The organism is Sorangiineae bacterium MSr11367 (assembly GCA_037157805.1).
Lineage (GTDB): Bacteria > Myxococcota_A > Polyangia > Polyangiales > Polyangiaceae > Pendulispora > Pendulispora rubella.
The window spans coordinates 8,472,512-8,492,585 of record CP089983.1 but is presented as its reverse complement, the minus strand read 5'-3'; the positions used below and the strand labels follow the sequence as shown (position 1 = coordinate 8,492,585).

At 65.6% G+C, this 20,074-nt stretch carries 22 protein-coding genes; 15 read left to right on the top strand and 7 right to left on the bottom strand.

The annotated features are described in order from the left end of the window. Positions 1-156: 156 nt before the first annotated feature. The 10 genes from LVJ94_32850 to LVJ94_32805 are packed head-to-tail and all read left to right on the top strand — an operon-like array spanning position 157 to position 7,995. Positions 157-327, top strand: coding sequence for a Flp family type IVb pilin (locus LVJ94_32850; GenBank protein WXB01694.1), 171 nt, complete (start codon positions 157-159; stop codon positions 325-327). Positions 328-381: 54 nt separating this feature from the next. After that, positions 382-858 carry a prepilin peptidase gene (locus LVJ94_32845; GenBank protein WXB01693.1) on the top strand — a complete coding sequence of 159 codons (477 nt, stop codon included), beginning with the start codon at positions 382-384 and terminating at the stop codon, positions 856-858. Further along, the gene (locus LVJ94_32840; protein ID WXB01692.1) at positions 859-1,284 is read left to right on the top strand and encodes a pilus assembly protein; all 426 of its coding nucleotides are present in this window, start codon (positions 859-861) and stop codon (positions 1,282-1,284) included. 19 nt (positions 1,285-1,303) lie between these two features. Beyond that, the gene (gene cpaB, locus LVJ94_32835; GenBank protein ID WXB01691.1) at positions 1,304-2,254 is read left to right on the top strand and encodes a Flp pilus assembly protein CpaB; all 951 of its coding nucleotides are present in this window, start codon (positions 1,304-1,306) and stop codon (positions 2,252-2,254) included. Then, complete coding sequence (locus tag LVJ94_32830; GenBank protein WXB01690.1) at positions 2,251-3,432, top strand: AAA family ATPase; 1,182 nt, start codon at positions 2,251-2,253, stop codon at positions 3,430-3,432. Before cpaB ends, LVJ94_32830 begins: the two co-directional genes overlap by 4 nt. After that, positions 3,401-4,765 carry a CpaF family protein gene (locus LVJ94_32825; GenBank protein WXB01689.1) on the top strand — a complete coding sequence of 455 codons (1,365 nt, stop codon included), beginning with the start codon at positions 3,401-3,403 and terminating at the stop codon, positions 4,763-4,765. Before LVJ94_32830 ends, LVJ94_32825 begins: the two co-directional genes overlap by 32 nt. After that, complete coding sequence (locus tag LVJ94_32820) at positions 4,765-5,718, top strand: type II secretion system F family protein (GenBank protein WXB01688.1); 954 nt, start codon at positions 4,765-4,767, stop codon at positions 5,716-5,718. The genes LVJ94_32825 and LVJ94_32820 overlap by 1 nt, the downstream gene beginning before the upstream one ends. Continuing rightward, positions 5,718-6,656 (top strand): type II secretion system F family protein, encoded by a 939-nt coding sequence (locus LVJ94_32815; GenBank protein WXB01687.1) that lies wholly within the window; start codon positions 5,718-5,720, stop codon positions 6,654-6,656. Before LVJ94_32820 ends, LVJ94_32815 begins: the two co-directional genes overlap by 1 nt. 4 nt (positions 6,657-6,660) lie before the next feature. Beyond that, a complete protein-coding gene (locus tag LVJ94_32810) occupies positions 6,661-7,272 on the top strand; it encodes a hypothetical protein (GenBank protein ID WXB01686.1) in 612 nt (203 codons plus the stop codon). A 3-nt stretch (positions 7,273-7,275) separates the two neighbouring features. Continuing rightward, positions 7,276-7,995, top strand: coding sequence for a class II glutamine amidotransferase (locus LVJ94_32805; protein WXB01685.1), 720 nt, complete (start codon positions 7,276-7,278; stop codon positions 7,993-7,995). A gap of 452 nt (positions 7,996-8,447) precedes the next feature. On the opposite strand, the gene LVJ94_32800 is transcribed toward LVJ94_32805, so the two are convergent. Continuing rightward, positions 8,448-9,572, bottom strand: coding sequence for a hypothetical protein (locus LVJ94_32800; GenBank protein ID WXB01684.1), 1,125 nt, complete (start codon positions 9,570-9,572; stop codon positions 8,448-8,450). A gap of 231 nt (positions 9,573-9,803) precedes the next feature. On the opposite strand from LVJ94_32800, the gene LVJ94_32795 reads away from it, so the two are divergent. The 5 genes from LVJ94_32795 to LVJ94_32775 are packed head-to-tail and all read left to right on the top strand — an operon-like array spanning position 9,804 to position 13,903. Continuing rightward, complete coding sequence (locus LVJ94_32795) at positions 9,804-10,337, top strand: A24 family peptidase (GenBank protein ID WXB01683.1); 534 nt, start codon at positions 9,804-9,806, stop codon at positions 10,335-10,337. After that, positions 10,325-11,779, top strand: a complete 1,455-nt coding sequence (locus LVJ94_32790) for a type II and III secretion system protein family protein (GenBank protein ID WXB01682.1) — start codon at positions 10,325-10,327, stop codon at positions 11,777-11,779. Before LVJ94_32795 ends, LVJ94_32790 begins: the two co-directional genes overlap by 13 nt. Beyond that, positions 11,776-12,546 carry a tetratricopeptide repeat protein gene (locus tag LVJ94_32785; GenBank protein WXB01681.1) on the top strand — a complete coding sequence of 257 codons (771 nt, stop codon included), beginning with the start codon at positions 11,776-11,778 and terminating at the stop codon, positions 12,544-12,546. Before LVJ94_32790 ends, LVJ94_32785 begins: the two co-directional genes overlap by 4 nt. Next, positions 12,543-12,854: a hypothetical protein gene (locus LVJ94_32780; protein WXB01680.1), complete on the top strand. Its 312-nt coding sequence runs from the start codon at positions 12,543-12,545 to the stop codon at positions 12,852-12,854. Before LVJ94_32785 ends, LVJ94_32780 begins: the two co-directional genes overlap by 4 nt. Further along, positions 12,851-13,903: a pilus assembly protein TadG-related protein gene (locus tag LVJ94_32775; protein WXB01679.1), complete on the top strand. Its 1,053-nt coding sequence runs from the start codon at positions 12,851-12,853 to the stop codon at positions 13,901-13,903. Before LVJ94_32780 ends, LVJ94_32775 begins: the two co-directional genes overlap by 4 nt. 5 nt (positions 13,904-13,908) lie before the next feature. Here LVJ94_32775 and LVJ94_32770 read toward each other — a convergent pair whose 3' ends face one another. The 6 genes from LVJ94_32770 to LVJ94_32745 form a co-directional block, all read right to left on the bottom strand. Further along, positions 13,909-14,976 carry a hypothetical protein gene (locus tag LVJ94_32770; protein WXB01678.1) on the bottom strand — a complete coding sequence of 356 codons (1,068 nt, stop codon included), beginning with the start codon at positions 14,974-14,976 and terminating at the stop codon, positions 13,909-13,911. 8 nt (positions 14,977-14,984) lie between these two features. After that, positions 14,985-16,457 (bottom strand): GTPase domain-containing protein, encoded by a 1,473-nt coding sequence (locus LVJ94_32765; protein ID WXB01677.1) that lies wholly within the window; start codon positions 16,455-16,457, stop codon positions 14,985-14,987. Positions 16,458-16,468: 11 nt separating this feature from the next. Beyond that, a complete protein-coding gene (locus tag LVJ94_32760; GenBank protein ID WXB01676.1) occupies positions 16,469-17,344 on the bottom strand; it encodes a hypothetical protein in 876 nt (291 codons plus the stop codon). Positions 17,345-17,357: 13 nt separating this feature from the next. Then, positions 17,358-17,762 (bottom strand): hypothetical protein, encoded by a 405-nt coding sequence (locus tag LVJ94_32755; GenBank protein ID WXB01675.1) that lies wholly within the window; start codon positions 17,760-17,762, stop codon positions 17,358-17,360. A 67-nt stretch (positions 17,763-17,829) separates the two neighbouring features. Beyond that, complete coding sequence (locus LVJ94_32750; GenBank protein WXB01674.1) at positions 17,830-19,023, bottom strand: response regulator; 1,194 nt, start codon at positions 19,021-19,023, stop codon at positions 17,830-17,832. Further along, positions 18,975-20,030 carry a HAMP domain-containing histidine kinase gene (locus tag LVJ94_32745; protein WXB01673.1) on the bottom strand — a complete coding sequence of 352 codons (1,056 nt, stop codon included), beginning with the start codon at positions 20,028-20,030 and terminating at the stop codon, positions 18,975-18,977. The genes LVJ94_32750 and LVJ94_32745 overlap by 49 nt, the downstream gene beginning before the upstream one ends. Positions 20,031-20,074 lie beyond the last annotated feature (44 nt).

Here is a 20,074-nt window from a genome sequence, read left to right as displayed (position 1 = left end):
CGTACGGGTTTTCCCGCCTGGTGCCGTGGCGCCTTTTTCAGCGTGGGGGGTGGCCGATAAGCAGGCCAGACCCTGGCATCCGAGTTGCGATTACTGCGATGCGACGGCGCTGAGCAGAAACGCTGGCGTCGGACCCCCCCCTGGAGAAGTACCGCAATGTACAACATCGTGAATTTCGTCAATGCGCTCCGTCAACGCGAACAAGGTGCAACGGCCATCGAGTACGGTTTGATCGCGTCGCTCATCGCGGTGGTCATCATTGCCGGCGCGACCGCCGTCGGCACCGGCGTGGCCTCGACCTTCACCAACGTCGCCAGCCACCTCTAGTCGACGGCTCGCAGGCAACCCATGAATGCCCCCGCGCCGAATGGAACCGTTTTGATGCTGTTGTGTGTCGGCTTCGCCGCCGCGGCGATTTCCGATTTACGCTATCGAACGATTCCAAATACGCTCGTGTCGAGCATTGCCGCCGCGGGGATCGTCCACGCGGCGGCGGCGTTGGGCCCTCGCGGGGCGCTGGCGTCGTTGCTCGGCGCGGGGGCGGGTGTGGCTCTGCTGGTATGGCCGTTCGCTCGAGGCATCCTCGGCGGCGGCGACGTGAAGTTGCTCGGCGCCGTTGGCGCATGGATCGGCGCCGCCGAGACCGTGCGCGTTCTTCTCATCGGCGCCGTTCTGGGCGGCGTGCTCGCGCTGGGCTTTCTGTTCAACCTTACGCGCATGCAGCGCGCGGGTGTGCGCCGCAACATCGCTTCCTTCGCCGTGCCCTCGGTGGAGCATCTCGACCGCGCGCGGGCCGTGCCCTACGGCGTGGCCCTCGCCGGCGCGGCTGCTTGGGTTCTCCTTTCGGGAGCCTGGTAAATGAAACGCATCCACTCGGAGCACGGCGCTGCGGCCATCGAGTTTGCGCTCGTGCTTCTTCCCTTTGCCCTCCTTCTCTTGGGAACCATCGATTACGGCTGGTACTTCTTCGTCGATCTCGCCTGCACCAATGCCGTGCGCGAAGGCGCGCGCACGGCCACCACCATTCCTGGGGCATGCCCCAATTCGACCGCGACCACCACCGGCGAGACCGCGGCGGCGCAAGCCCTCTCCGGCCTTTTGCCCTCGGGCTACGCGCCGAACATCGACGTCACGTGCACCACCGTAGCGGGCAGCCCGCGCTTTCAATCCGTTCTGATCCTCGACTTCCCTCAGCTCACTGGCTTCTCGCTCATTCCCATGCCGGGCAGCGGCGGGGGCACGGCCCGCGTGTCCACCTCCGCCACGATGCGCGGCTCCCCCTGAAACGACTCAGAGAAAGCTCATGGCCATTTATTCTTCGGAGGGCAATCTCGCCAAAGCGCCACCTCGCAGCCGCGGCACACGCGGTCGGGCCATCGCCTTCATGGCGATTGCACTCTTGGCTGGATCCGCCTCGGCGTGGATGGTCGTTCGCTATGTCGGACGCCATGCCGCCTCGGGGCCGTCCATTCCCATGACCCGCGTCGTCGTCGCCGCTGCCGATATCCCCGCCGCGGCGAAGTTGACCCCCGAGCTGCTCAAGGTCGTCGATTGGCCCGAAGGATCGCAGCCGCGTGGAACCTTCGATCAGCTCGATCCCCTTTCCAATCGCGTGACCGGCGCGGCCATCGTCGCGGGTGAGCCCATCGTGGAGGCGCGCCTTGCGCCCAAAGGGGCCGGTCCCGGCATGGCGTCGCTCATTCCGGCGAACATGCGCGCGATGACCGTTCCGGTGAACGAGGTCGTGGGCGTCGGAGGGTTCATCCATCCGGGCGATCTCGTCGACGTCATCACCACCATGCAGGAGTCGATGGGGGCGTGGACCGGTACGGGGCAGCCGGAATTTCGCTCCAAGATCGTTTTGCAGAGCATTCGCGTGCTGGCCGTCGGGCAGCGGCTTGCGTCGGAGAGTGACAAGCCCGAACAGGTGCCCGTCGTGACGTTGCTCGTATCCCCGGAGGAGGCGGAGCGTCTCGCGCTGGCGTCGACCCAGGGGAAGCTGCAGCTCACCATGCGTTCGCCCTCCGATGGGGACGATGCCGAGACGTCAGGCGTCTCTCCGCGTGAGCTTCTCGGGTCGGTGAAGATGGCGCCTGCTCCGACGGCGTCCGCGTCCTCGGCCCCCGTCGTGGCCCACGCGCACCGTCCTTCCCGCGCGCCGCGGCCTCTCGCCGTGGCGGCGGCTCCGGCGAAGACCGAAGTGGTGGAAGTGCTGCGCGGAGACCGGGTCGAGCAGAAGAAGGTGGGCCAATGAGCGAGCGTCCGACCGTGGTCATGCTCGGTGCGACGCGCGAGCGGTACGCGACCGTGACCGCCGCGCTCGAGCCCATCGCGTTCCTCAGCAAAGAGGTGAACGCCTTGGCTTTGTCCAAGAGCCGCATCGTCCTCGTCGATCTCTCCTACGATCTCGCCCGCGGCCTTCGCGCCGTGGACGAGGTCCGCCGCGTGATTGCCCAAGTGCAAATCGTCGCCGTGGCGGACGCCAAAGATCCCGACGTGATCTTGCGCGCCATGCGCGCGGGCGCCTGCGAATTCGTGGTCCTCGCCGATGGCCGTGAGCTCGCCGCCGTGGTGAAGACGCTTTTGCAGCGCGGCTCGCGCGAGAGCCGCACGGGGACGATCCTCTCCGTATTTCCGGTGAAGGGCGGGGTCGGTGCGACCACCGTGGCGGTGAACCTGGCGTGCGCACTCAGCCGCCAGGATGCGCGTGTCCTCATCGTCGATTTCGAGCGCCAGCTCGGCGCCGCTCTGGCCTTTCTCGACCTCGCGCCGCGCGAATCGATCGGCGACGTGGCGAAGAACCTGCACCGCCTCGATCGGGATCTGCTGCTCTCGTCGCTGGCGCACCATGCGTCGGGGCCGTTCGTCCTGGCCCAGCCGGATTCGCTCGAGGACGGCGATGCCGTGACGGCGGCGCAGGCCACGGAGGTTTTGCAGTTTGCCTCGCGGCATTTCGATTACGTGATCTGCGATGGCCTGCGCGGATTCGACGAGCTGTCCGTCGCCGTCCTCGATGCTTCGAGCCGCGTCCAGCTGATGCTCACCCAAGACGTCATTGCACTCAAGAATGCCAAACGCAGTTTGGCCGTCTTCCAGCGGCTCGGTTATGACAAGGACAAAGTCGAAATCCTGATCAATCGGTATCAAGCCAAAGCGCCCATCGACGTGGCCGCGGCTTGCGACAACCTCGGCCTCGAGGTGCGAAGCACGGTGGCCGACGACTATGCCGCGGCCGTTGCCGCCTTGAACCGCGGGCTTCCCATCGAATCCGTCGCCCCGCGCTCGCCCGTCGTTCGCGATCTCGGCGAGCTCGCCCGCAAGCTCACGGGGGCCCCGCCGGAAAAGCCGCGCAGCTTGTTGCAGACGTTCTTCTCACGGCACGAGGAAAAGGGAATTACGCATGTCGCTCGACGCACGCCTGAAGCCACCTAGCGGGACACCCGCACGTGCCTCGCAACCCGACGCGGCGCCTGCGCTCGCGCCGGATATCTATTATGGGCTCAAGGCCCAGCTGCACACCCGCGTCGTCGACCGGCTCGATCTGGAAACCCTGAGCCGTCTGACCCCCGAGCAGCTCACCCAGGAGCTCACCGGCATTCTGGCGCGGATGGTCACCGACACGAACCTCCCGCTGAACCGCCGTGAACGCGAAAAGATGGTTCACGAGCTGATCGACGACATTCTCGGTTTGGGCCCGCTCGAAGCCCTGATGCGCGATACCGCGATATCGGACATCCTGGTCAACACGTTCGGTACCATTTACGTGGAGCGCGGCGGGCGGCTCGAGCTGACACCGCTGCGCTTTCGCGACAACGAGCACCTGCAGCAAACGATCAACCGCATCGTCTCCCGCGTGGGCCGGCGGGTGGACGAGACCTCGCCCATGGTGGACGCACGCCTGCCGGATGGGTCGCGCGTCAACGCCATCATTCCTCCGCTGGCCGTGGACGGCCCCATCCTGAGCATTCGCCGCTTCGGTGGCGCTCCGCTGCGCACCGACGATCTCGTGCGCACCGGGGCCATGACCGCGGCCATGCGCTCCTTTCTGGAGGCCTGCGTCAAATCGAAGTTCAATGTCCTCGTCGCCGGCGGAACCGGAACCGGCAAGACGACGATGCTGAACGCTCTGTCGTCGTTCATTCCCAATTACGAGCGCATCGTCACCATCGAGGATGCGGCCGAGCTCCAGCTCCAGCAATCGCACGTGGTGCGCCTGGAAACGCGTCCGCCCAACGTCGAAGGCAAGGGGGAAGTCCTCACCCGCGATCTGGTTCGAAATAGCCTGCGCATGCGGCCCGATCGCATCATCGTGGGCGAAATTCGCTCGGTGGAGATCCTCGACATGCTCCAGGCCATGAACACTGGCCACGAGGGCTCGATGGCCACGCTCCACGCCAACTCCTCGCGCGATGCGCTCACCCGCATGATGGCCATGATTGGCATGTCGGGTCTCAACGTCACCGAGCAAGTCGTCTCGCAAATGATTGCCCGCGCGCTCGATCTCATCGTGCAGCTCCAGCGCGGTGGCGACGGAAAGCGGCGCATCGTGGCCATTTCCGAAGTCACCGGTACCGAGGGCACGACCATTCAGATGCAGGACATCTTCGTCTTTCGTCAGCGCGGCGTCGATGCCGAAGGCCGTGCGGTGGGCGACTTCTTCTCGACGGGGATTCGCCCGCGCTGTGCCGAAAGGCTCGAGCGCGCAGGCTTCAACCTTCCGCCCGAGATCTTCACCCCGATGGATAATCGACAGGTGCGCCGGTGATGACCAGCGTGCTGTTCCTCGTCCTGCTCTTGGGCATCGTCACCGGTGCGGAGGCCGTCTATTACTTCGTTCGCTATTTGAGTGAGCGCTCGGCCGAAGAGCTCCGGCGGCGCCTGCAGACCGTGGGCGCGCCGAATGCGGGGCCACAGATTCTCCGCCGCCGGAGGCTCGCCTCGTCGGACCGGCTCAACGAGCTGCTCGCTGGATTCGACCTCGCCGAAAGGATCGAACGCCTGCTCGATCAGAGCGATTCGAAGACGAGCGTGGCCGGGGTGCTCCTGCGGATGATGCTTCTGGCGCTCGCCGGCGGCGTTCTCGCCATGGCGATGCAGCGCACCTTCGCCGCCGCGGTGTTCGTCCCGTTGTTCGGGGCGTCACCGCTCTTGCTGGCCCTCCGTGCGCGGGCCGAGCGGGCGAAAAAGATCTCCGAGCAACTCCCCGACGCCCTGGAAATGATGGCCCGCGCCGTCAAAGCGGGGCATGCGCTTCCGGTCTCGTTCAAGTTCGTGGCGCAGGAATGCCCGCCGCCGATTGCCAGTGAATTCGCCAAAGCCTACGAGCAGCAGAACCTCGGCCTCTCGCTCGACGCCGCGGCGCACAGCATGACGGAGCGCGTACCTGGCTGCCTGGATCTGAAGCTGCTGGCCGTGGCGATTCGCATTCAGAACGAGACCGGCGGAAATCTGGTGGAGGTGCTGGAGCGCATCGCCGAGACCATGCGCGATCGGTTCAAATTCCAATCGAAGCTGCGCGCCCTCACGGCGGAAGGTCGCATTTCCGGCGTCATTCTGGGGGCACTTCCCGTGGTGGTGGCGTTTCTTCTCTCGATCACGAATCCCGGCTACCTCTCCGAGTTGGGGCAAGGGCTCGGTCGCGCCATTTTGGCCTGTGGGTTCGTGCTCTGGGTGAGCGGCATCCTTTGGATCCGCCAATTGACCAAGGTGGCCTACTGATGGATCCCGTCGTCGTTCTCGGTGCAGGTCTCGCCTGTGTGGCCTCCGCAGCCGCGGTGATCGGTGTGCGCGCGATGGTGACGGCGCCGCGCGAGGCGGTGCTCGAACGCGCGCAGCGCATGACCAGTGCTCCCGATCCGGACGCCACCGTGATCACGACCAGGACGCGGTCCGTATGGGCCGCGCTGCTGGCGCCCCTCGGCGGCATCGCGCGCTCGAAGGAGGCCGAGGAGACCTCGCGGATGCGCAAGGTGCTGCTGCACGCGGGCTTCCGCGGCGCGCACGCGCTGGAGACGTTCCTCGGGGCCAAGGTCGCCCTGGCCTTGGCCCTCGGCGGAGGGCTGCTCATGGCGAGCTCCATGCTGCCCAAGCCGGTGCCCGGGGTGCGCGCCCTGGCCGTGGTGCTGCTGTCCGTTGGCTTTTATGCGCCCAACACGTGGCTCCGTGGTCGCGTGCAGTCGCGGCAGACGGCGTTGGTGCGCTCGCTGGCGGATACGGTCGATCTGCTGGTCACCTGCGTGGAAGCGGGCCTCGGCCTGGATGTCGCCCTTTCGCGCATCGCGAAAGAGGTGGAGCTCTCCGCGCCGGAGCTCTCCTTCGAGTTGCGGCAGACCACCATGGAAATCCAGGCCGGCGTTGCTCGCGCCAACGCATTCCGCAGGCTCGCCGAGCGCACCGGCGTCGACGAGCTGCGTGCGCTTTCGGCCATCGTCATTCAGACGGAAATGTTCGGTACGCCCATCGGCCGTGCGCTGCGCACCCACGCGTCCTCGATGCGCACGCGGCGTTCGCACCGCGCCGAGGAGAAGGCGGCCACCGCCAGCGTGAAGATGATGCTGCCCCTCATCGTGTGCATTCTCCCCTCGCTGTTCGCCATCATCCTCGGACCCGCCATCGTCCGCATCGTCACCTTGCTCGGCCCTGCTCTGAAGCACTGATGAAATGAAACATGGACTTCTCGACCTCGCGGAGCGAATTTTCGTGCTCGGGCTCTACGGCGCACTCGTCGTGCGCATCGTCGAGTCCATTTCGGCCGACGGTCTCGGGCTCGGCAACCTGCTCCTTTTGCCCTCCGAAGGACTCGTCTTCTTCTTCGTTCTCCTGCGCCGGCGAACCCGACGCGTGTCCGCGCGTCCGGGCGACTGGGCCCTCGCAATGGTCGCCACCGCGGCACCCATGCTCGTGCGTGCATGCCCCGAGCGTGCGCTCGTTCCGGAGTTCGTGGCCGCCTTCGTCGTCATGATGGGAACGCTCGTTCAATTGCACGCGAAATTGGTTTTGGGCCGCAGCTTCGGTTGCGTTCCGGCCCATCGCGGCTTGAAAGAAGCGGGCCCTTATCGGTTCGTTCGGCACCCGATGTACGCGGGGTACATGCTGAGCCATCTTGCTTTTCTATCGATGAATGCCAGCGCGTGGAATTGCGCGCTCTATCTGGTCTGCACCCTCCTTCAGATCCCGAGACTGGTATCCGAAGAGCGCCTGCTCGGGCTCGATGAAGGCTACACACGGTACCGCGCGCGCGTGCGGTACCGCTTGATCCCGGGAGTCTATTGAGCCATGTCCCTCATCGGCCTCGTGAGCAAATCCAGTGTCTTTGCCCGTGCATCCGGCTCGAAAAATGGCTGGGGCTTCGCCGTTCAAGAAGAGGCGAGGGACCGATGGGCGGTCTCCGGTGTATGCGCAGGCGGCGGCGTTCTCGCGGTGGGCCGCGGGGGCGGCGAGTGGACCGTCTCCAGCGACGATATTCGCCATTCGTCCTTTCCGGCGAGTGCGGTGACGGGCCACGTCATCATCGCCGCCACGAATGCCCCCGACGGCGAAATCCGCATGATGCGCGCATCCCCCTGGCTGTTCGTCTACGAAGGATCGATCGCGGACAACGACGCACTTTGCGCAGCGCTCGATGTCGCGTGGTTCGCCCGCCGCGGTAGCTTTCGGAGCCCCAGCGAGCTTCTTTTTCGGCACATCATGGCGTATCTGCCCGCCATCGAGACCCCGAGCACACGGGGCGCGGCGATGGCCTGCATCACCGAGGATCTCCACCGCGTGCGGTCGTTGGGGACGCTGTCATTTCTCTGCTCCAACGGCGCGAGCTTGTACGCCTATGCATCCGGCCGCGCGCTGGCATTCTCGAACGACGCCGATGCGATGTGGGTCGGCTCCCCAGGTGCCGTCTCGCCCGAGCCCACGGTGGAGCAGTTACCCGATGGGGTATTCCTCGCGTTGAACTCCCGCCGCGACGACCGAAGCTTGGATTGCACGAACTCGGCTTCGTGACGATCCGAGCTCGAAAGAGCACTTCAAGGATGGAGCGGCCGGCATCCTGCCGGCGGTTCGCCCTTAGCACTTGGTGTACGCAACCTGAGGATTGAACAGGGAGATCGGGAGATCGGGAGATATTTTGGATTAGTTCTCTCGAACCTCCCGATCTTCCGATCTCCCTGTTCAAATTCTGCTTCGGATCACGACACGGGTGAGCCGCCGGCGCTCGATGTCGATCCGTAAGGATGGAGCGGCCGGCATCCTGCCGGCGGTTCGCCCTTAGCACTTGGTGTACGCAACCTGAGGATTGAACAGGGAGATCGGGAGATCGGGAGATATTTTGGATTAGTTCTCTCGAACCTCCCGATCTCCCGATCTCCCTGTTCAAATTCTGCTTCGGATCACGACACGGGTGAGCCGCCGGCGCTCGATGTCGATCCGTCGCCAGGAAAAAAGCAAATCCGTGACTACGGCATCGTGTATCGGACGACGAGACCCTGAGGGCGCGCCTGAATCTTCTCCACGATTCGAGCGGCTCCGCGTGCTCCGAACAAGGACGTCGGTAGAAGCGCGAGCAAGGTTCCGATGGCGATGGCGAACGTCTCGCCGCCGGCGTGCGCGATGAGGCTCGCCACGGCGAGGAGCGGAATGGCCGTGAGCACGCTGAAGGAGCCTAGATCCGTCAGCCGCGGGCGGGCGGAGAGCTCGCGTCGAACGCGCTCCACGGCGGGCGGGTGATAGTCGGTGCATCGCTCCAAGGTGGCGCGACCGTCGCCGTCCAAACGCGCAACCACGCCGAGGAGGACGGCCCGTTCGGCGACCTGCTCTTCGCTCCACCCCGTATCCCAGGCAAGGTCCTCGACGGCCTGGCGGCAGGCGTGGCGCGCCGCGAAGTCCAATGGGGCGTAGGCAGGATCTTTCCGCAGGATTGATTCCACGGGGCTCGTCGTTTCGAAGAAGGACCGCCAGTCGATCTCGGCGAGGCGCAGCAGCGCGCGCACGCAAAACTCCACACCCCGCGCGGGCAGCAACGACACCATCCCGACCGCCGGCTCGCCGTCCGTGTCCGACTCGATGGCCCGCATCTGACGAAGAAAGCTCACCAGCGCTCGAAGCACCGCGTGCCGCAGCATCGTCGGCAATGCCCATAGCTCGACGCCGGTGAGCGGCTCCACGTCTTGGTACGCCCGCACGAAGCGCCCCAGCGGGCCCGGCTCCACCTCCACCTGGGCGGCGACCACGTACGCCGTGGCCAGCACCTCGACGCGCACCCAGCCTGGCTCGCCGTCGTACGTCAGTCGCGGGAGCCGGTCGGCGAGCTCGCGCGGTAGCTCCGCAGCCACCTGCCGGGCCGCCCCGCGGATCAAATCATAGTTGCGCAGAAAGCACTCCGCGGCTTTCTCCGTACCGCGTGAGGGCTTGTCCTCGAAGTAGGTCCGCGCCTGCGCGAGTCGTGCTTCGAATGGCTCGAACGCACGGGCTCCGAAACCGCTCGCCTGACCCACGCTCGCGTGCATCTTGGCCAATGCACGCGCATCGGCTTCGAAGCCTGGAAACTGCGATTCACCGTAGCGCCATGTCACTTCCATCACGATGGAGAGCATCTACAAAAAGCTCGCCACCGCCTGCTCCTGCGGATAGTGCGCGCCACCCCTCGGAGGATGGATCCTCGCGTCGGAATATCGAGTGACCAGCACGGATGTGAGCATTACCACCGCGCCCCTTGCGCCCATCGAATCCCTCGATGCAGGCACGCTCGTGCCGGGCCCTTTTTCGCGCCGGAACGTGGCACTCGAATTGCGATGCCTTCGCTCGGAAAAAGCATGCACACCCCAGCTCCAAACGGGATTCTCATTGCCACCCTCTGTTGCGGAATTATCGCTGTCGCTCTTTGGGACTTTCGATATCGCAAAATTCCTAACGGTCTCCTGTTCGTCATCATGGCTGCAGGGCTCGCGCATGCGGCGCTCGCCGGCGGCCACCGTGGAGCCGTGGCGTCGCTGTTCGGTGCCGCGGCCGGCATCGTTCTGCTGGTTTGGCCCTGCGACCGCGGCCTCGTCAGCATCCGGGACGTCAAGCTTCTCTCGGCCATTGGCATGTGGGTCGGCGTCGCCGGCGCCGTGCGCATCCTCGTCATGAGCGCCATCATCGGCGGCTTCTTGGCATGCGCCGTCCTGGTGCGTCTCCCGCGGGAGCATCGTGCGGAGGTGCGTAGGAACATCGCCACCTTCGCGCGCACCGGTTCCTTTTTCCTTTCACCGCAAGAACTCGACGACGCGCGGGTCATCCCGTTCGGATTCGCACTTACCGCGGCGGCCATGTGGGTACTCCTCTACGAAGCGCGATGGGCCCTGTGAGAGCGCCCATCTTCGCCGCCGTGTGCGCGGCCATCCTATGGTCCTGTCCGGCGATGGCCGAGCAGCCGGCACTCCGCATCAGCCGTGAGATGACCTCGTCGCGCGAGCTCTCCCTGGAGGTGGGGCAAAATCGCCTCCTGGAGACGTCGTCGGCGCTGGGGCGCGTTTCCGTCGCCAACCCCGATGTGGCCGATCTCAAGGTCATTACCAACACGCAGCTATTGCTCACGGCGAAAAGCGTGGGCGATACCTACCTCACCGTTTGGGACAAAGGCGACGTGCCGCTGGTGCTTTCGCTCCATGTGTCGCGCAACCTCGATGGGCTGCAAAAGCAGCTCAAGGAGCTCTTTCCCACCGAGGACATCACGGCGTCGTCGGCCGGCGATCTGGTCGTGCTCTCGGGCGAGGTCTCGGACATCCGCATTCCGGAGCGGGCCCTCGCCGTGGGCCGACTGCATGCGCAGAAGATTGCCAATCAGATCAAGGTGCGCGGCAACCACCAGGTGCAGCTCGAGGTGAAATTCTCGGAGGTGTCACGCACCGGGTTGCGCGAGGTGGGGTTCAGCTTTTTCCACAACAACGGCGACCGCGTGGGCGGCCTGGTGGGCCCTGCGCAGCCGCTCGGCGGCTTCGCCAATGCGGCGCCGAATCTCGTGCCGGGCGCCAACGTCCCTGGGGTTCCCGCCGTGTACCCCGGCGGGCGCGCCGATGCGTTTTCGCTCTTCTTCTCGGGATTGTCCCAGTTCCCTTTTTCTGCGGTGCTGCAACTACTCGAGCAGAACTCCCTGGCCAAGACCCTCGCCGAACCGACATTGGTTTCGATGACCGGACAGGAAGCTCGTTTTCTCGCGGGCGGCGAATTCCCCATTCCGCTGGCAACGGGATTCGGAACCGTGCAGGTGACGTACAAGAAGTTCGGTATTCAACTGGTCTTCACCCCCACGGTACTTTCCGACGGGCTCATCAATCTGAAGCTCGCCACCGAGGTCTCCGAGATCGATCCCGCCGTGGGTGTGCAAATCGGCGGCTTTACCGTGCCCGGCCTGAGCTCCCGCCAGAGCGACACCACCGTGCGCATGCGCGATGGACAGAGCTTCGCGATTGCCGGACTTCTCACCGATCGCTCGCGCAACTCCGTGGCCAAAGTTCCTTGGCTCGGCGATCTTCCCGTGCTCGGGAGCCTCTTTCGCTCGTCGAATTTCCGGCGTGACGAGACGGAGTTGCTCGTCGTCATCACCGCGCATTTGGTGCAACCCCTCGGCGCGCGCATGGCACCCGTGATGCCCGGCGGCCACGAGGTCAACGACCCCGACGACTTTTCCCTCTTCGTGCTCGGGCGCACCTCGCAGAGTCCGAGCCACCCTCCTTCCCGCGGCGAAGCCATTTCGGTGCCCGGGCACCACTTGGGTGGGCCGGCTGGACAAGTGGGGTACATCCGATGAAACGAAGGCTCGATGGTCGCTGGCTCGGCGTGGTTCTTCTGGCGCTGCTCGGCTGCTCGCGAAGCACGACGAATACGCCGCCCGCGGACAAAATGGCGGTCAATGCTCAGGCTCTGCGCAAAGAGCTGGCTTTCGCCCTCGCCGGCCACCGCGAGTGGTCGGCGGCAGCCCGTCAATTGCTGGACTTGATTGCGCAGCACCCGAACGATCCCGAACTTCATGCGCTGATTGGAACGGTGTACCGCGAGCAGGGCCTGTTCGAGCAGGCGGAGCGCTCGTACGCCACGGCCATTCGCCTCGACCCGAAGAATGCTGGGGCCTACGCCGGGCGGGGCATTTTGCGCGAGGTGCGTGGCGACGTCGGTGATGCGGCGATTGTCGATTTCAAGGCAGCCATTGGTTTGGCCCCCAACGAAGGCGCCTATTCGAACAACCTGGGGGTCGCGTTTTTCGTGCGCGGACGCTACGAGGAGGCGGAAGCGGCTCTCCAGGAGGGACTGCGCCACGAGCCGTTTTCGCGGCGCATGCGCAACAACCTCGGTTTCGTCTACGGCAAGCTCCGGCAATTCGACCGTGCCAAGCGCGAATTCGAACATGGCGGAAGCTCCGACGAGGCGGAAAACAATTTGGGATTCGCCTTGGAGCAATCCGGCAATGCGCGCGCGGCATGCGCGCACTACCGCGAGGCGGCCACGGTGAATCCTCTGCTCCAGGCGGCCGCCGAGAACGTCCGGCGTGCGTGCCCGGAGGAAGGGAAGTCACCATGATGCGCCGTTGGATCTGGGTCGCCATCGCACTCGGCTCGGGTGGATGCGACCGAACGCACATGAGTCCTCACTTCGGGGAGGCCAACCGCGAGGCCTTTCGCGCGCAGGTCATCGATCTCGATGCCGGCAATCGGGAGAGGCCCAATCCGCCGCTCGATCCCGAGGAGGCCGCGACGATTGCGCGCTCCCTGTCGAAATCGCTGGCCCCCGCCGCCATGGGCACCGCCCCTCGCGATTCGGTTCTCGTGGTGTCGCCGCCCGCGGCGGGGACGGGCGCGGCCCCACCGGCGCAGGAGCCGTCGCGATGAGCGGCCGGGTGCGAAGGCGGGCACGCCAGCGCGGGGCCATTTCGGTGTGGTTCGCGCTCGTGTTGGTCTTCGTTCTCGGTGCCTTCGTCGCGCTGGCCGTCGACGTGGGACACCTATGGCTCGTGCGCAGCGAACTCCAGAATGCCGCAGATTCCGCGGCGCTTGCCGGGGTTCGCGATCTCAATGGGCTCGCCACGCAATACCCCTTTGCCCTCAGTGCGGCCCGCACCTATGGCGACGCCAATCAAGCCAATGGTACGTATGCCAACATCGACCCTGCCGACGTCACACTCGGTCGCTGGGACCTCGACAACCGGACATTCACGCCGACCTTGTTGCCTCCCTACGCCGTGAATGCCGTGCGGGTGACTGCCCGGCGCACGGCGGCGAAAGGCAATGCCATCGATATGTATTTCGCCCAGCTCCTGGGCATCGGTTCGCAAGACGTCACGGCCCAGGCCGTCGCCGTTGGCGGCGGTCCCAGTTCGACGTGTGGCTTCGTGGTGGCCCTGCCGAGTTGCAGCATTTTCGATTCGCTCGGGAACCTGAACTGCGGAGCGTCGCTCACCTTCAATTCCAATGGCAACAATGCGGCATTTACCCTTTTGACGCTGCAGGTGCCGAATACCCCCGATCTGGAGTGCGCGCTGTTCTGCACCCTGAATGCGCTGCTGCACGTACAGCTGCCGCTTTTCTCGTGCAGCTGCTCCGCCAATGCGTGTAGGTCCACGTCGACGAAAACGCAAATTGCCATTTCCAATGGCAACAATTTGTCGGGCACGATGGTTCAACTCATCTTGTCGGCCCTGGCGCTGGCCCCCAGTGGGATCGACGTGGAGCTGCCGGTGTTCGACGTGGCCATCTGCCCGGCGGGCAACTTGTCCAACGTGCAAACCGTCGCAGGCTACGTGCGAACGCGCATCAGCGGCGCGACGCTCGCGCCCAAGAAGTCGATCACGATGTCGATCCAGTGCTCGGGCACCAGCGACACACGTCCGGCGCAGAATTTCTACGGAATGAAGTCCACCGCGGTGTATCTCGCCCGATGATCCGGTCAGCGGATGGCTTCGGCGAATCGCCGCACGAAGTCGCGCTGGGCGAGCGTTTGCACGTACATGGGTTGTGCGGCACGAACGTTCGCCAAGGCATCGTCGGCCGATTGTCCCAGCCAGACGAGGGTCGCTGCCAAGATGGTTCCCGTGCGTCCGAGACCGGCGTGGCAGTGCACGGTGACGCGCTCGTTGCCATCCATCCATCGCTGGATCGAGCGGCAAAGATGGGCCGTGGGCCCGAGGGCGGGGATGCCCATGTCGGTGATGGGAAAGTGCCGGCCGGTGATGCCCATCGCGCGAAGCTTCGCGGGCGAGAATGGGTCCTCGGTGAGCGAGACCAGGTAGCCGATGCCTGCATTGGCGATGGCCGCGAGGTCGTCGTCCTCCTCGCCGAGCAATCCGGGGCGGCCCATGCCGGACAGCTTTCCCGGGAGCACCCAGCGAAAATGATTCGGCAGCGGCGGGGCGGGCTGCGACGGCCAGCAATTTCCCATGCGCACGAAGCGCGCGCACAAAACGGTGGGCGGCGTTTCGAAGAACTCGGTCGCCGAACACGCGGCCTCGATGCGCCCCGCACAGACGAGGCAAACGTCGTCCGCAATGGTGCGTGCAAGCTGCAAATCGTGGGTGACCACGATGGCGGCGCCGGATTCCGCATGGCGCCGCAAGGCCGTCGCGAAGGCTTCGCGTTCCTCCGTGCGAACGACGGGCTCGTCGAGGAGCAGCAGGCGCCCGCCGGCGGCCTCGATGGCGTCGTGTCCGAGCGCGGCCGGCCGGCAAGGTGTCTCGTCGGAGCGCCCTCGTTGCGGTGACCAAAGCACGTCGAGGTTCGCACGGACCAGGCTATCGCATAGATCCGCTCCGCGGTGGCGCCACATGCCCGTGGGGGCGATGCCCGGTGGCGGGCGTCCCGCGAGCGTGCTGACCAGCGAGCTTTTGCCCACGCCCGCCGGCCCGACGATGACCGTGACGGCGCGGTCGCGCAAGCGAAGATTCGCACCGCGCAAAAGCGCGCGTTCGCCGGTGCACAGTCCTGCGTCCTTCAATTCGTAGAGCGGTTCCTGGTCCATGATCGTCCTCACGTCTTCGCGCCGACAATGGCTCGCAGGCGTTCGACCGATTCGCGCGCGGACGGCACACGAATCACGACGTCCTCGAGCGCGCGCGGGAGTCCCAGTTTCTCGATGTCCTCGCGGTGAAGCCGCGAGGCCATCTCGCGTTCGAGAGCGTCCAGGTAGGCTTGGATCCTCCGGGGCGCGCGGGCGCTCTCTTCGATGCGCTGGATCAGCGCGTAGCCAAGGGCGGGATGGTTCGCGCCGATGGTGACGTCATCGTCGACGTACACGATGTGCTTGCCGTCGAAGGCGAAGTTGCTCGGGTGGACGTCGAGAATGACCTGGTACCTGCTCGCGAGCAGCATCGAATCCACCGCCGCGGTCGCAAAGTCGCGCAGCGCACCGAGGGCTGCTTCTTCGTCCTCGTCGCCCCGGAGCATGCGCGAGCGCAAGGTCGACAACCAGGGGGCGACCGTCCACAGCCAGGCGCCGTCGTCGGCATCGGGGGCGAGGCAGAGCACCGTATCCTCGGGCAAGAGCTTCCCGAGCATTCGCTTCAATCGCGCCGAGCGCACCAGCGCATCCCGTGCCGCCTCGAGCGTCGGAAAGCGGCGTCGCGGCGAGGTCTTGAGGCAGTAGCTTCCCGCCTGGAGGATGATCGTGTCGCTCGCGCCGCTGCCGTCGGCCAAGCCGTGCTGGCCCACCAGATCGTGGCGCTGCACGCACACGCCGGCGGCGAGCGCGCGCCGCACGATGTCGCGACCGGTGGTGGACGGCCAGATGCCGCCGACGCCAACCTCGGGCGAGGGAAGTGGAACGTCCGGCGGCCGCGGCGGTGGGATGCTCTCGCCCAAGCCCTGCAGGCGGCCGTGGAGCATGGCCGCCGTTTCGGCGGTGGCCGAGATACCCTCGATGCCTCCGCGCGCGAGCACGGCCGACTGCGCAAGCACGGCCGCGTGGCGCATGGCCAGCACCACCGTCTCGCGCACGCCCATTCCTTCGCGCGCGCGGGCCGCGACGATGGACACCGATTCGTCGAGCTCGAGCCGCAGCCGCACCTCGCCCAGATCCAGCGTGCCCTCGGAATCGTGCTCGTTCATCTGCACGACCAGCGGCGTGCCCGAGCCCCGCAGCGAATGCTTTTCGAGGAAGGCGCGACCCTCCGCCACGCCTTGCACGCTCGCCTCGAGCACCAGCACGAGCGCGTCCGCGCTTTCGATGACGAGCTGCCGGCGTTTGCCCAGCGCCGATGCACCGGGGGTGGTGACCAGCTGGCAATGGATGGGATGGCCCAGAACGAGCCCGCCGTCGATTTCGAGCCAGTCGAAAAACTCGGTGCCCGCATCGTTCGAGCCCGGTGAGATCATCTCGCCGTGCCGCCGTGCCCGCAGCGAATCGGCGAGCATGCGCACGTTCGTCGACTTGCCGGCGCCCGGCGGCCCCGTGTAGACCACACGTACGACGACGCGTCCGACATCCCGATCGAAAATAGCCAAGGCGATCCTTCCTACGGCCCGGGTGCTTGCGCGAAGCTCTTCATGAGTGCGCGCGCGAACGTCGTTCGCTCCGGGCAAAGCGCGACGAACACCAAACCACCGTGCTCCCATGCCATGAAGCTCGCACCGTGGGGGGCGCTCGCCGTCACCAGCTGGCGACGGGAGCAGAACACACCGGCGAGGTCGAGCGAGCTCATGGCCCATTGCCCGAGCTCGACGATCAGGCGGACGCCAAGCAAGGACTCGTTGTACGTCGCGACGGGAAGCGGTAGCGCGAGGCCGGCCGCGCGCATGAAAGCCGCGCCGCCGCCGCTTCCGTTCAAGATGCCCTCGAGGTGCGCGTGGGCATCGAGCGGGCCCGGGCCCACGCGCTGCCGGGCAATGCCCACGAGGATCTCCGACGGAAGAAATGTGTACTTTGCACTGTATTGGCGCCGCCGGTGGGTGACCCACGCGTCCGGCCGCTGCTCGTCGCGTGCCCGGCTGAGGAGCATCATCGCTTCGCTGGTGTGCTGGCGAAGGGCCCGTCGAAGGCCATCGCTCGACACGATCCCGCGGTTCACCAGCTCCTCGCCGAGCAATCCGCCGCCTTGCATGCATGCGCGGTAAACGTCTTCGACCACCGCCGGCTCCAACGGGGGATCGGTTTGATGGCGAAGAAGGTCGGTCAACCGGCGACGCATGCCCGTCGCGACCGCCCAGCATACGCGTCCGTTCTCCACGAAGACGCTGCCGGCCGGCCCGCTCGACGACGCGACGAGCAGAGCGCCCGTCGCGCCAGCGGGCAATTGTTCGATTTCCTCCAGGAGACGCACGGCTGCGTTCACATCGAGTGCGCCGACGATCTCACTGCGCACATCGGGAGGCGGAACGCAGCTCGTAGTCATCTCGCCATGCTCGTTAGGCTGCGGATTCGACGGACGCGAGCGCACCGCGTGCCTTGGCCAGCACCATGCCCAAGTTGGCAGAAACCCTGCAAACCGTGACGAGCACCATGTCCTCGTTTCGCTTCCCGCGTTGGAAAACGTGGAGCAAATTGTCCGAGAGGACGATGATCTCCTGAAAATAGTGATGCCCGTCGTCCTTGACGCCCCGCAAGCGCTTGAACGTGGACTCGATGACCGACACGTTCGAGCCCTGGAAGAGATCTCCGGTGGCGGCGGCGACGAGATCCAATACCTCCTGAGGGTGACTGTCGACGGTCTTCACACCCAGGAGCATTCCCGTTTTCATGTCGACGAAGCCTGCGGCGACACATTCGGGAACCGCACGTTGCACATTCGCGAGAGCACTGTCGAGACTCATGGATCTGCCTTTCTTTGCCCTTGATTCTTCGGGCGCATGGTTACGTCGTCGTAGAATGGCGTCGAGCTCAGGGAACCAGCGGCTCGACGATGGGGATTACTGCCTTCAATTGCGCCCAGCCCAAACCGATGTTCGTGGTCTTCTTGGTCACGAGCATGATGACGGCTCGGTTTTGCTTCAATGTTTTTGCAAAATGATAATTGTGCTCGGAGGTGATGTGTATTTCCTGGAAATAGTGTGCACCGTTCTCCGGTAAACCTCGATGCGCGCGGACCATCTGCTCGATGCGCCCCACGTTCGGACCCCGAAAAAGGTCCATGGTTGCCGCGGCGACGATCTCGTTCAGCGTCTGAGTATAAGCCGCGCCGTTGTGAATGCCGAGCAACATGCCCGTATCGAGATCGACGACGCCGCACGCGACGGCGCCATCCACTTTGGCCACGACTTCCTTGCACGCATCATCGATCTTACCCATCGTTTCTTCTCCTTCGTCTGACTGCCAATCTCCAATGGCTTCGTCCTCCAGCTCGAGTCGTTCGCCTTCGCGTGGAAGGCTGGATTCGTCGATCTGCCGGAGCAGGTCGAGCAGCAGAGAAGAGAAGCTTCGTGCGATGGTCCGGGGCGTAGATCCGAGGGCTGACGTGGACACCGAACCCGATTGGGCCGACAAGATCGCGAGCAATGCGGGCTCCCCGGACAGCGTGCCTTTTTCGGCATGAACGACCTCGCCGTCTTGGACGTAGACGTGCCCCGTGACGGTGTCGCCGATGTGGAGGACGATGGACCGCCGCGCCAGGTGGAACATCTGCAGCATGTCGATCAGCGACAGTCCGTGAATGCTTCCGCGGAATCCGGTGCTGCAGTCGATCGCCTGGCGAATGGCGTCGAGCAAGTCCTCCGGCGTGAACGGTTTGCACAAAACGCGCACGGCGCCGAGTTCGGTGGCCGTCTGGTAATCGCGCGCCGTGGCGAATGCGCTCATGAGGATGGTTCGCGCGGCGATCGATCGCGAGCGGATGGTCGCAATGAGGTCGATGCCATCGCGAACGCCGAGTCGCAGATCGGTGAGCACGACGTCGGCCGGGCGCCGCTCGAGGAGGGTGATGGCCTCGTCCACGCTCTGCGCGCTGGAGACGTCGAAGCCTTGTCCGGTGAGGTGCCGCACGAGGGTCTCTCGGAATTGAAGATCGTCGTCCACGACGAGCACGGCGGTCATGGGGCCGGGCTCCCCGCCGGCGAGGGCAGCGTGATGGCGAAGCATGCGCCTTGGTCGGACGATTCGATGCGCAGGTCACCCCCTGCATCGAGGGCGGCATCGCGCGATGCGGTCAGGCCAAGGCCGCTGTTCCTGGGTTTCGTGGTGAAGAACGGTTCGAAGGCACGGGCGCGGCTTTCGGCGCTCATCCCGGGGCCGTTGTCCTGCACGACGATGCGGACCTTGTGGGTCATGCGCCACGTCGCGATCCGGATCGTGATGGGGGCCTGCGCCGCCTCGACGGCATTCATGACGAGGTTCACCAGGATTTGCTCGACGACCAGCGGCGAGGCCTGCACGCACCGCGCGTTGGGCGAGAGGTCGACTTCGATGCGGTGCCCTCCGTTACGCAGCGATGGACGAAGGAGGCTGCATGTGCGCTCGACGGCCTCACCGAGATCGGCGTGGGACTCGGCCGGCGGGCCGAGTTTGGCGAAACCGAGCAGGCCGTCGACCGTTTTGCGAAGCCGATCGGCGGCGCGCCGCAAGGCCAAGGCGGTGGTATGCAATGCGGTGGGGTCGAGCTCCCGGCCGCGGTCGGCGAGCACCTCGGCGTCGAAGACGATGCTCGCGAGGGGGGCGCGCAGGTCGTGCACGATCTGCGCAACGAGGCGCCCCGTGGCCTCGAGTCGCTGCCGGTGCAGCTGTTGGGCGAGGGTCACGTGCTTGTCGGAGATCTCGCGCATGACCACCAGGAAGTAGGCGCCGCCCAGGGCGTGGCGGGTGCACCCGAGGCGGATGCCGTCGACGTCGGAGTTCGGCGGACGCCAATCGATGGCCTCTCCTGGCGGGCTCGTTTCGAGTCGCTCCCACAAGAGGGGCAACGGGCAGGGGATCTTGCGCGTGGAGATCCCCACGCGCGCCAAGAGCGAGAACGCGCTGGGGGTTGCGCCGACGAGGAGTCCCTCGCGCGAGCACACCGCGAGAGCAGCACCCGCGTGCTTGAGTGCGAGGTGCGTTCCATTCCACGCCGGCTCTTCGAGCCAATCCGTCGATTCGAGGTTCGTGCGCATCGCGGCGATGCGATACGTTTTGCACGATGCGGACCACGTGAAGG

Bases quoted from the DNA above. Each gene is read 5' to 3' on its own strand.
- LVJ94_32790 (WXB01682.1), top strand. From the start codon at position 10,325: ATGGGCCCTGTGAGAGCGCCCATCTTCGCCGCCGTGTGCGCGGCCATC.
- LVJ94_32780 (WXB01680.1), top strand. From the start codon at position 12,543: ATGATGCGCCGTTGGATCTGGGTCGCCATCGCACTCGGCTCGGGTGGA.
- LVJ94_32810 (WXB01686.1), top strand. From the start codon at position 6,661: ATGAAACATGGACTTCTCGACCTCGCGGAGCGAATTTTCGTGCTCGGG.
- LVJ94_32760 (WXB01676.1), bottom strand. From the start codon at position 17,344: ATGACTACGAGCTGCGTTCCGCCTCCCGATGTGCGCAGTGAGATCGTC.
- LVJ94_32750 (WXB01674.1), bottom strand. From the start codon at position 19,023: ATGCTTCGCCATCACGCTGCCCTCGCCGGCGGGGAGCCCGGCCCCATG.
- LVJ94_32840 (WXB01692.1), top strand. From the start codon at position 859: ATGAAACGCATCCACTCGGAGCACGGCGCTGCGGCCATCGAGTTTGCG.
- LVJ94_32845 (WXB01693.1), top strand. From the start codon at position 382: ATGCTGTTGTGTGTCGGCTTCGCCGCCGCGGCGATTTCCGATTTACGC.
- LVJ94_32775 (WXB01679.1), top strand. From the start codon at position 12,851: ATGAGCGGCCGGGTGCGAAGGCGGGCACGCCAGCGCGGGGCCATTTCG.
- LVJ94_32850 (WXB01694.1), top strand. From the start codon at position 157: ATGTACAACATCGTGAATTTCGTCAATGCGCTCCGTCAACGCGAACAA.
- LVJ94_32755 (WXB01675.1), bottom strand. From the start codon at position 17,762: ATGAGTCTCGACAGTGCTCTCGCGAATGTGCAACGTGCGGTTCCCGAA.
- cpaB (WXB01691.1), top strand. From the start codon at position 1,304: ATGGCCATTTATTCTTCGGAGGGCAATCTCGCCAAAGCGCCACCTCGC.
- LVJ94_32815 (WXB01687.1), top strand. From the start codon at position 5,718: ATGGATCCCGTCGTCGTTCTCGGTGCAGGTCTCGCCTGTGTGGCCTCC.
- LVJ94_32785 (WXB01681.1), top strand. From the start codon at position 11,776: ATGAAACGAAGGCTCGATGGTCGCTGGCTCGGCGTGGTTCTTCTGGCG.
- LVJ94_32825 (WXB01689.1), top strand. From the start codon at position 3,401: ATGTCGCTCGACGCACGCCTGAAGCCACCTAGCGGGACACCCGCACGT.
- LVJ94_32820 (WXB01688.1), top strand. From the start codon at position 4,765: ATGACCAGCGTGCTGTTCCTCGTCCTGCTCTTGGGCATCGTCACCGGT.
- LVJ94_32770 (WXB01678.1), bottom strand. From the start codon at position 14,976: ATGGACCAGGAACCGCTCTACGAATTGAAGGACGCAGGACTGTGCACC.
- LVJ94_32830 (WXB01690.1), top strand. From the start codon at position 2,251: ATGAGCGAGCGTCCGACCGTGGTCATGCTCGGTGCGACGCGCGAGCGG.
- LVJ94_32805 (WXB01685.1), top strand. From the start codon at position 7,276: ATGTCCCTCATCGGCCTCGTGAGCAAATCCAGTGTCTTTGCCCGTGCA.
- LVJ94_32745 (WXB01673.1), bottom strand. From the start codon at position 20,030: ATGCGCACGAACCTCGAATCGACGGATTGGCTCGAAGAGCCGGCGTGG.
- LVJ94_32795 (WXB01683.1), top strand. From the start codon at position 9,804: ATGCACACCCCAGCTCCAAACGGGATTCTCATTGCCACCCTCTGTTGC.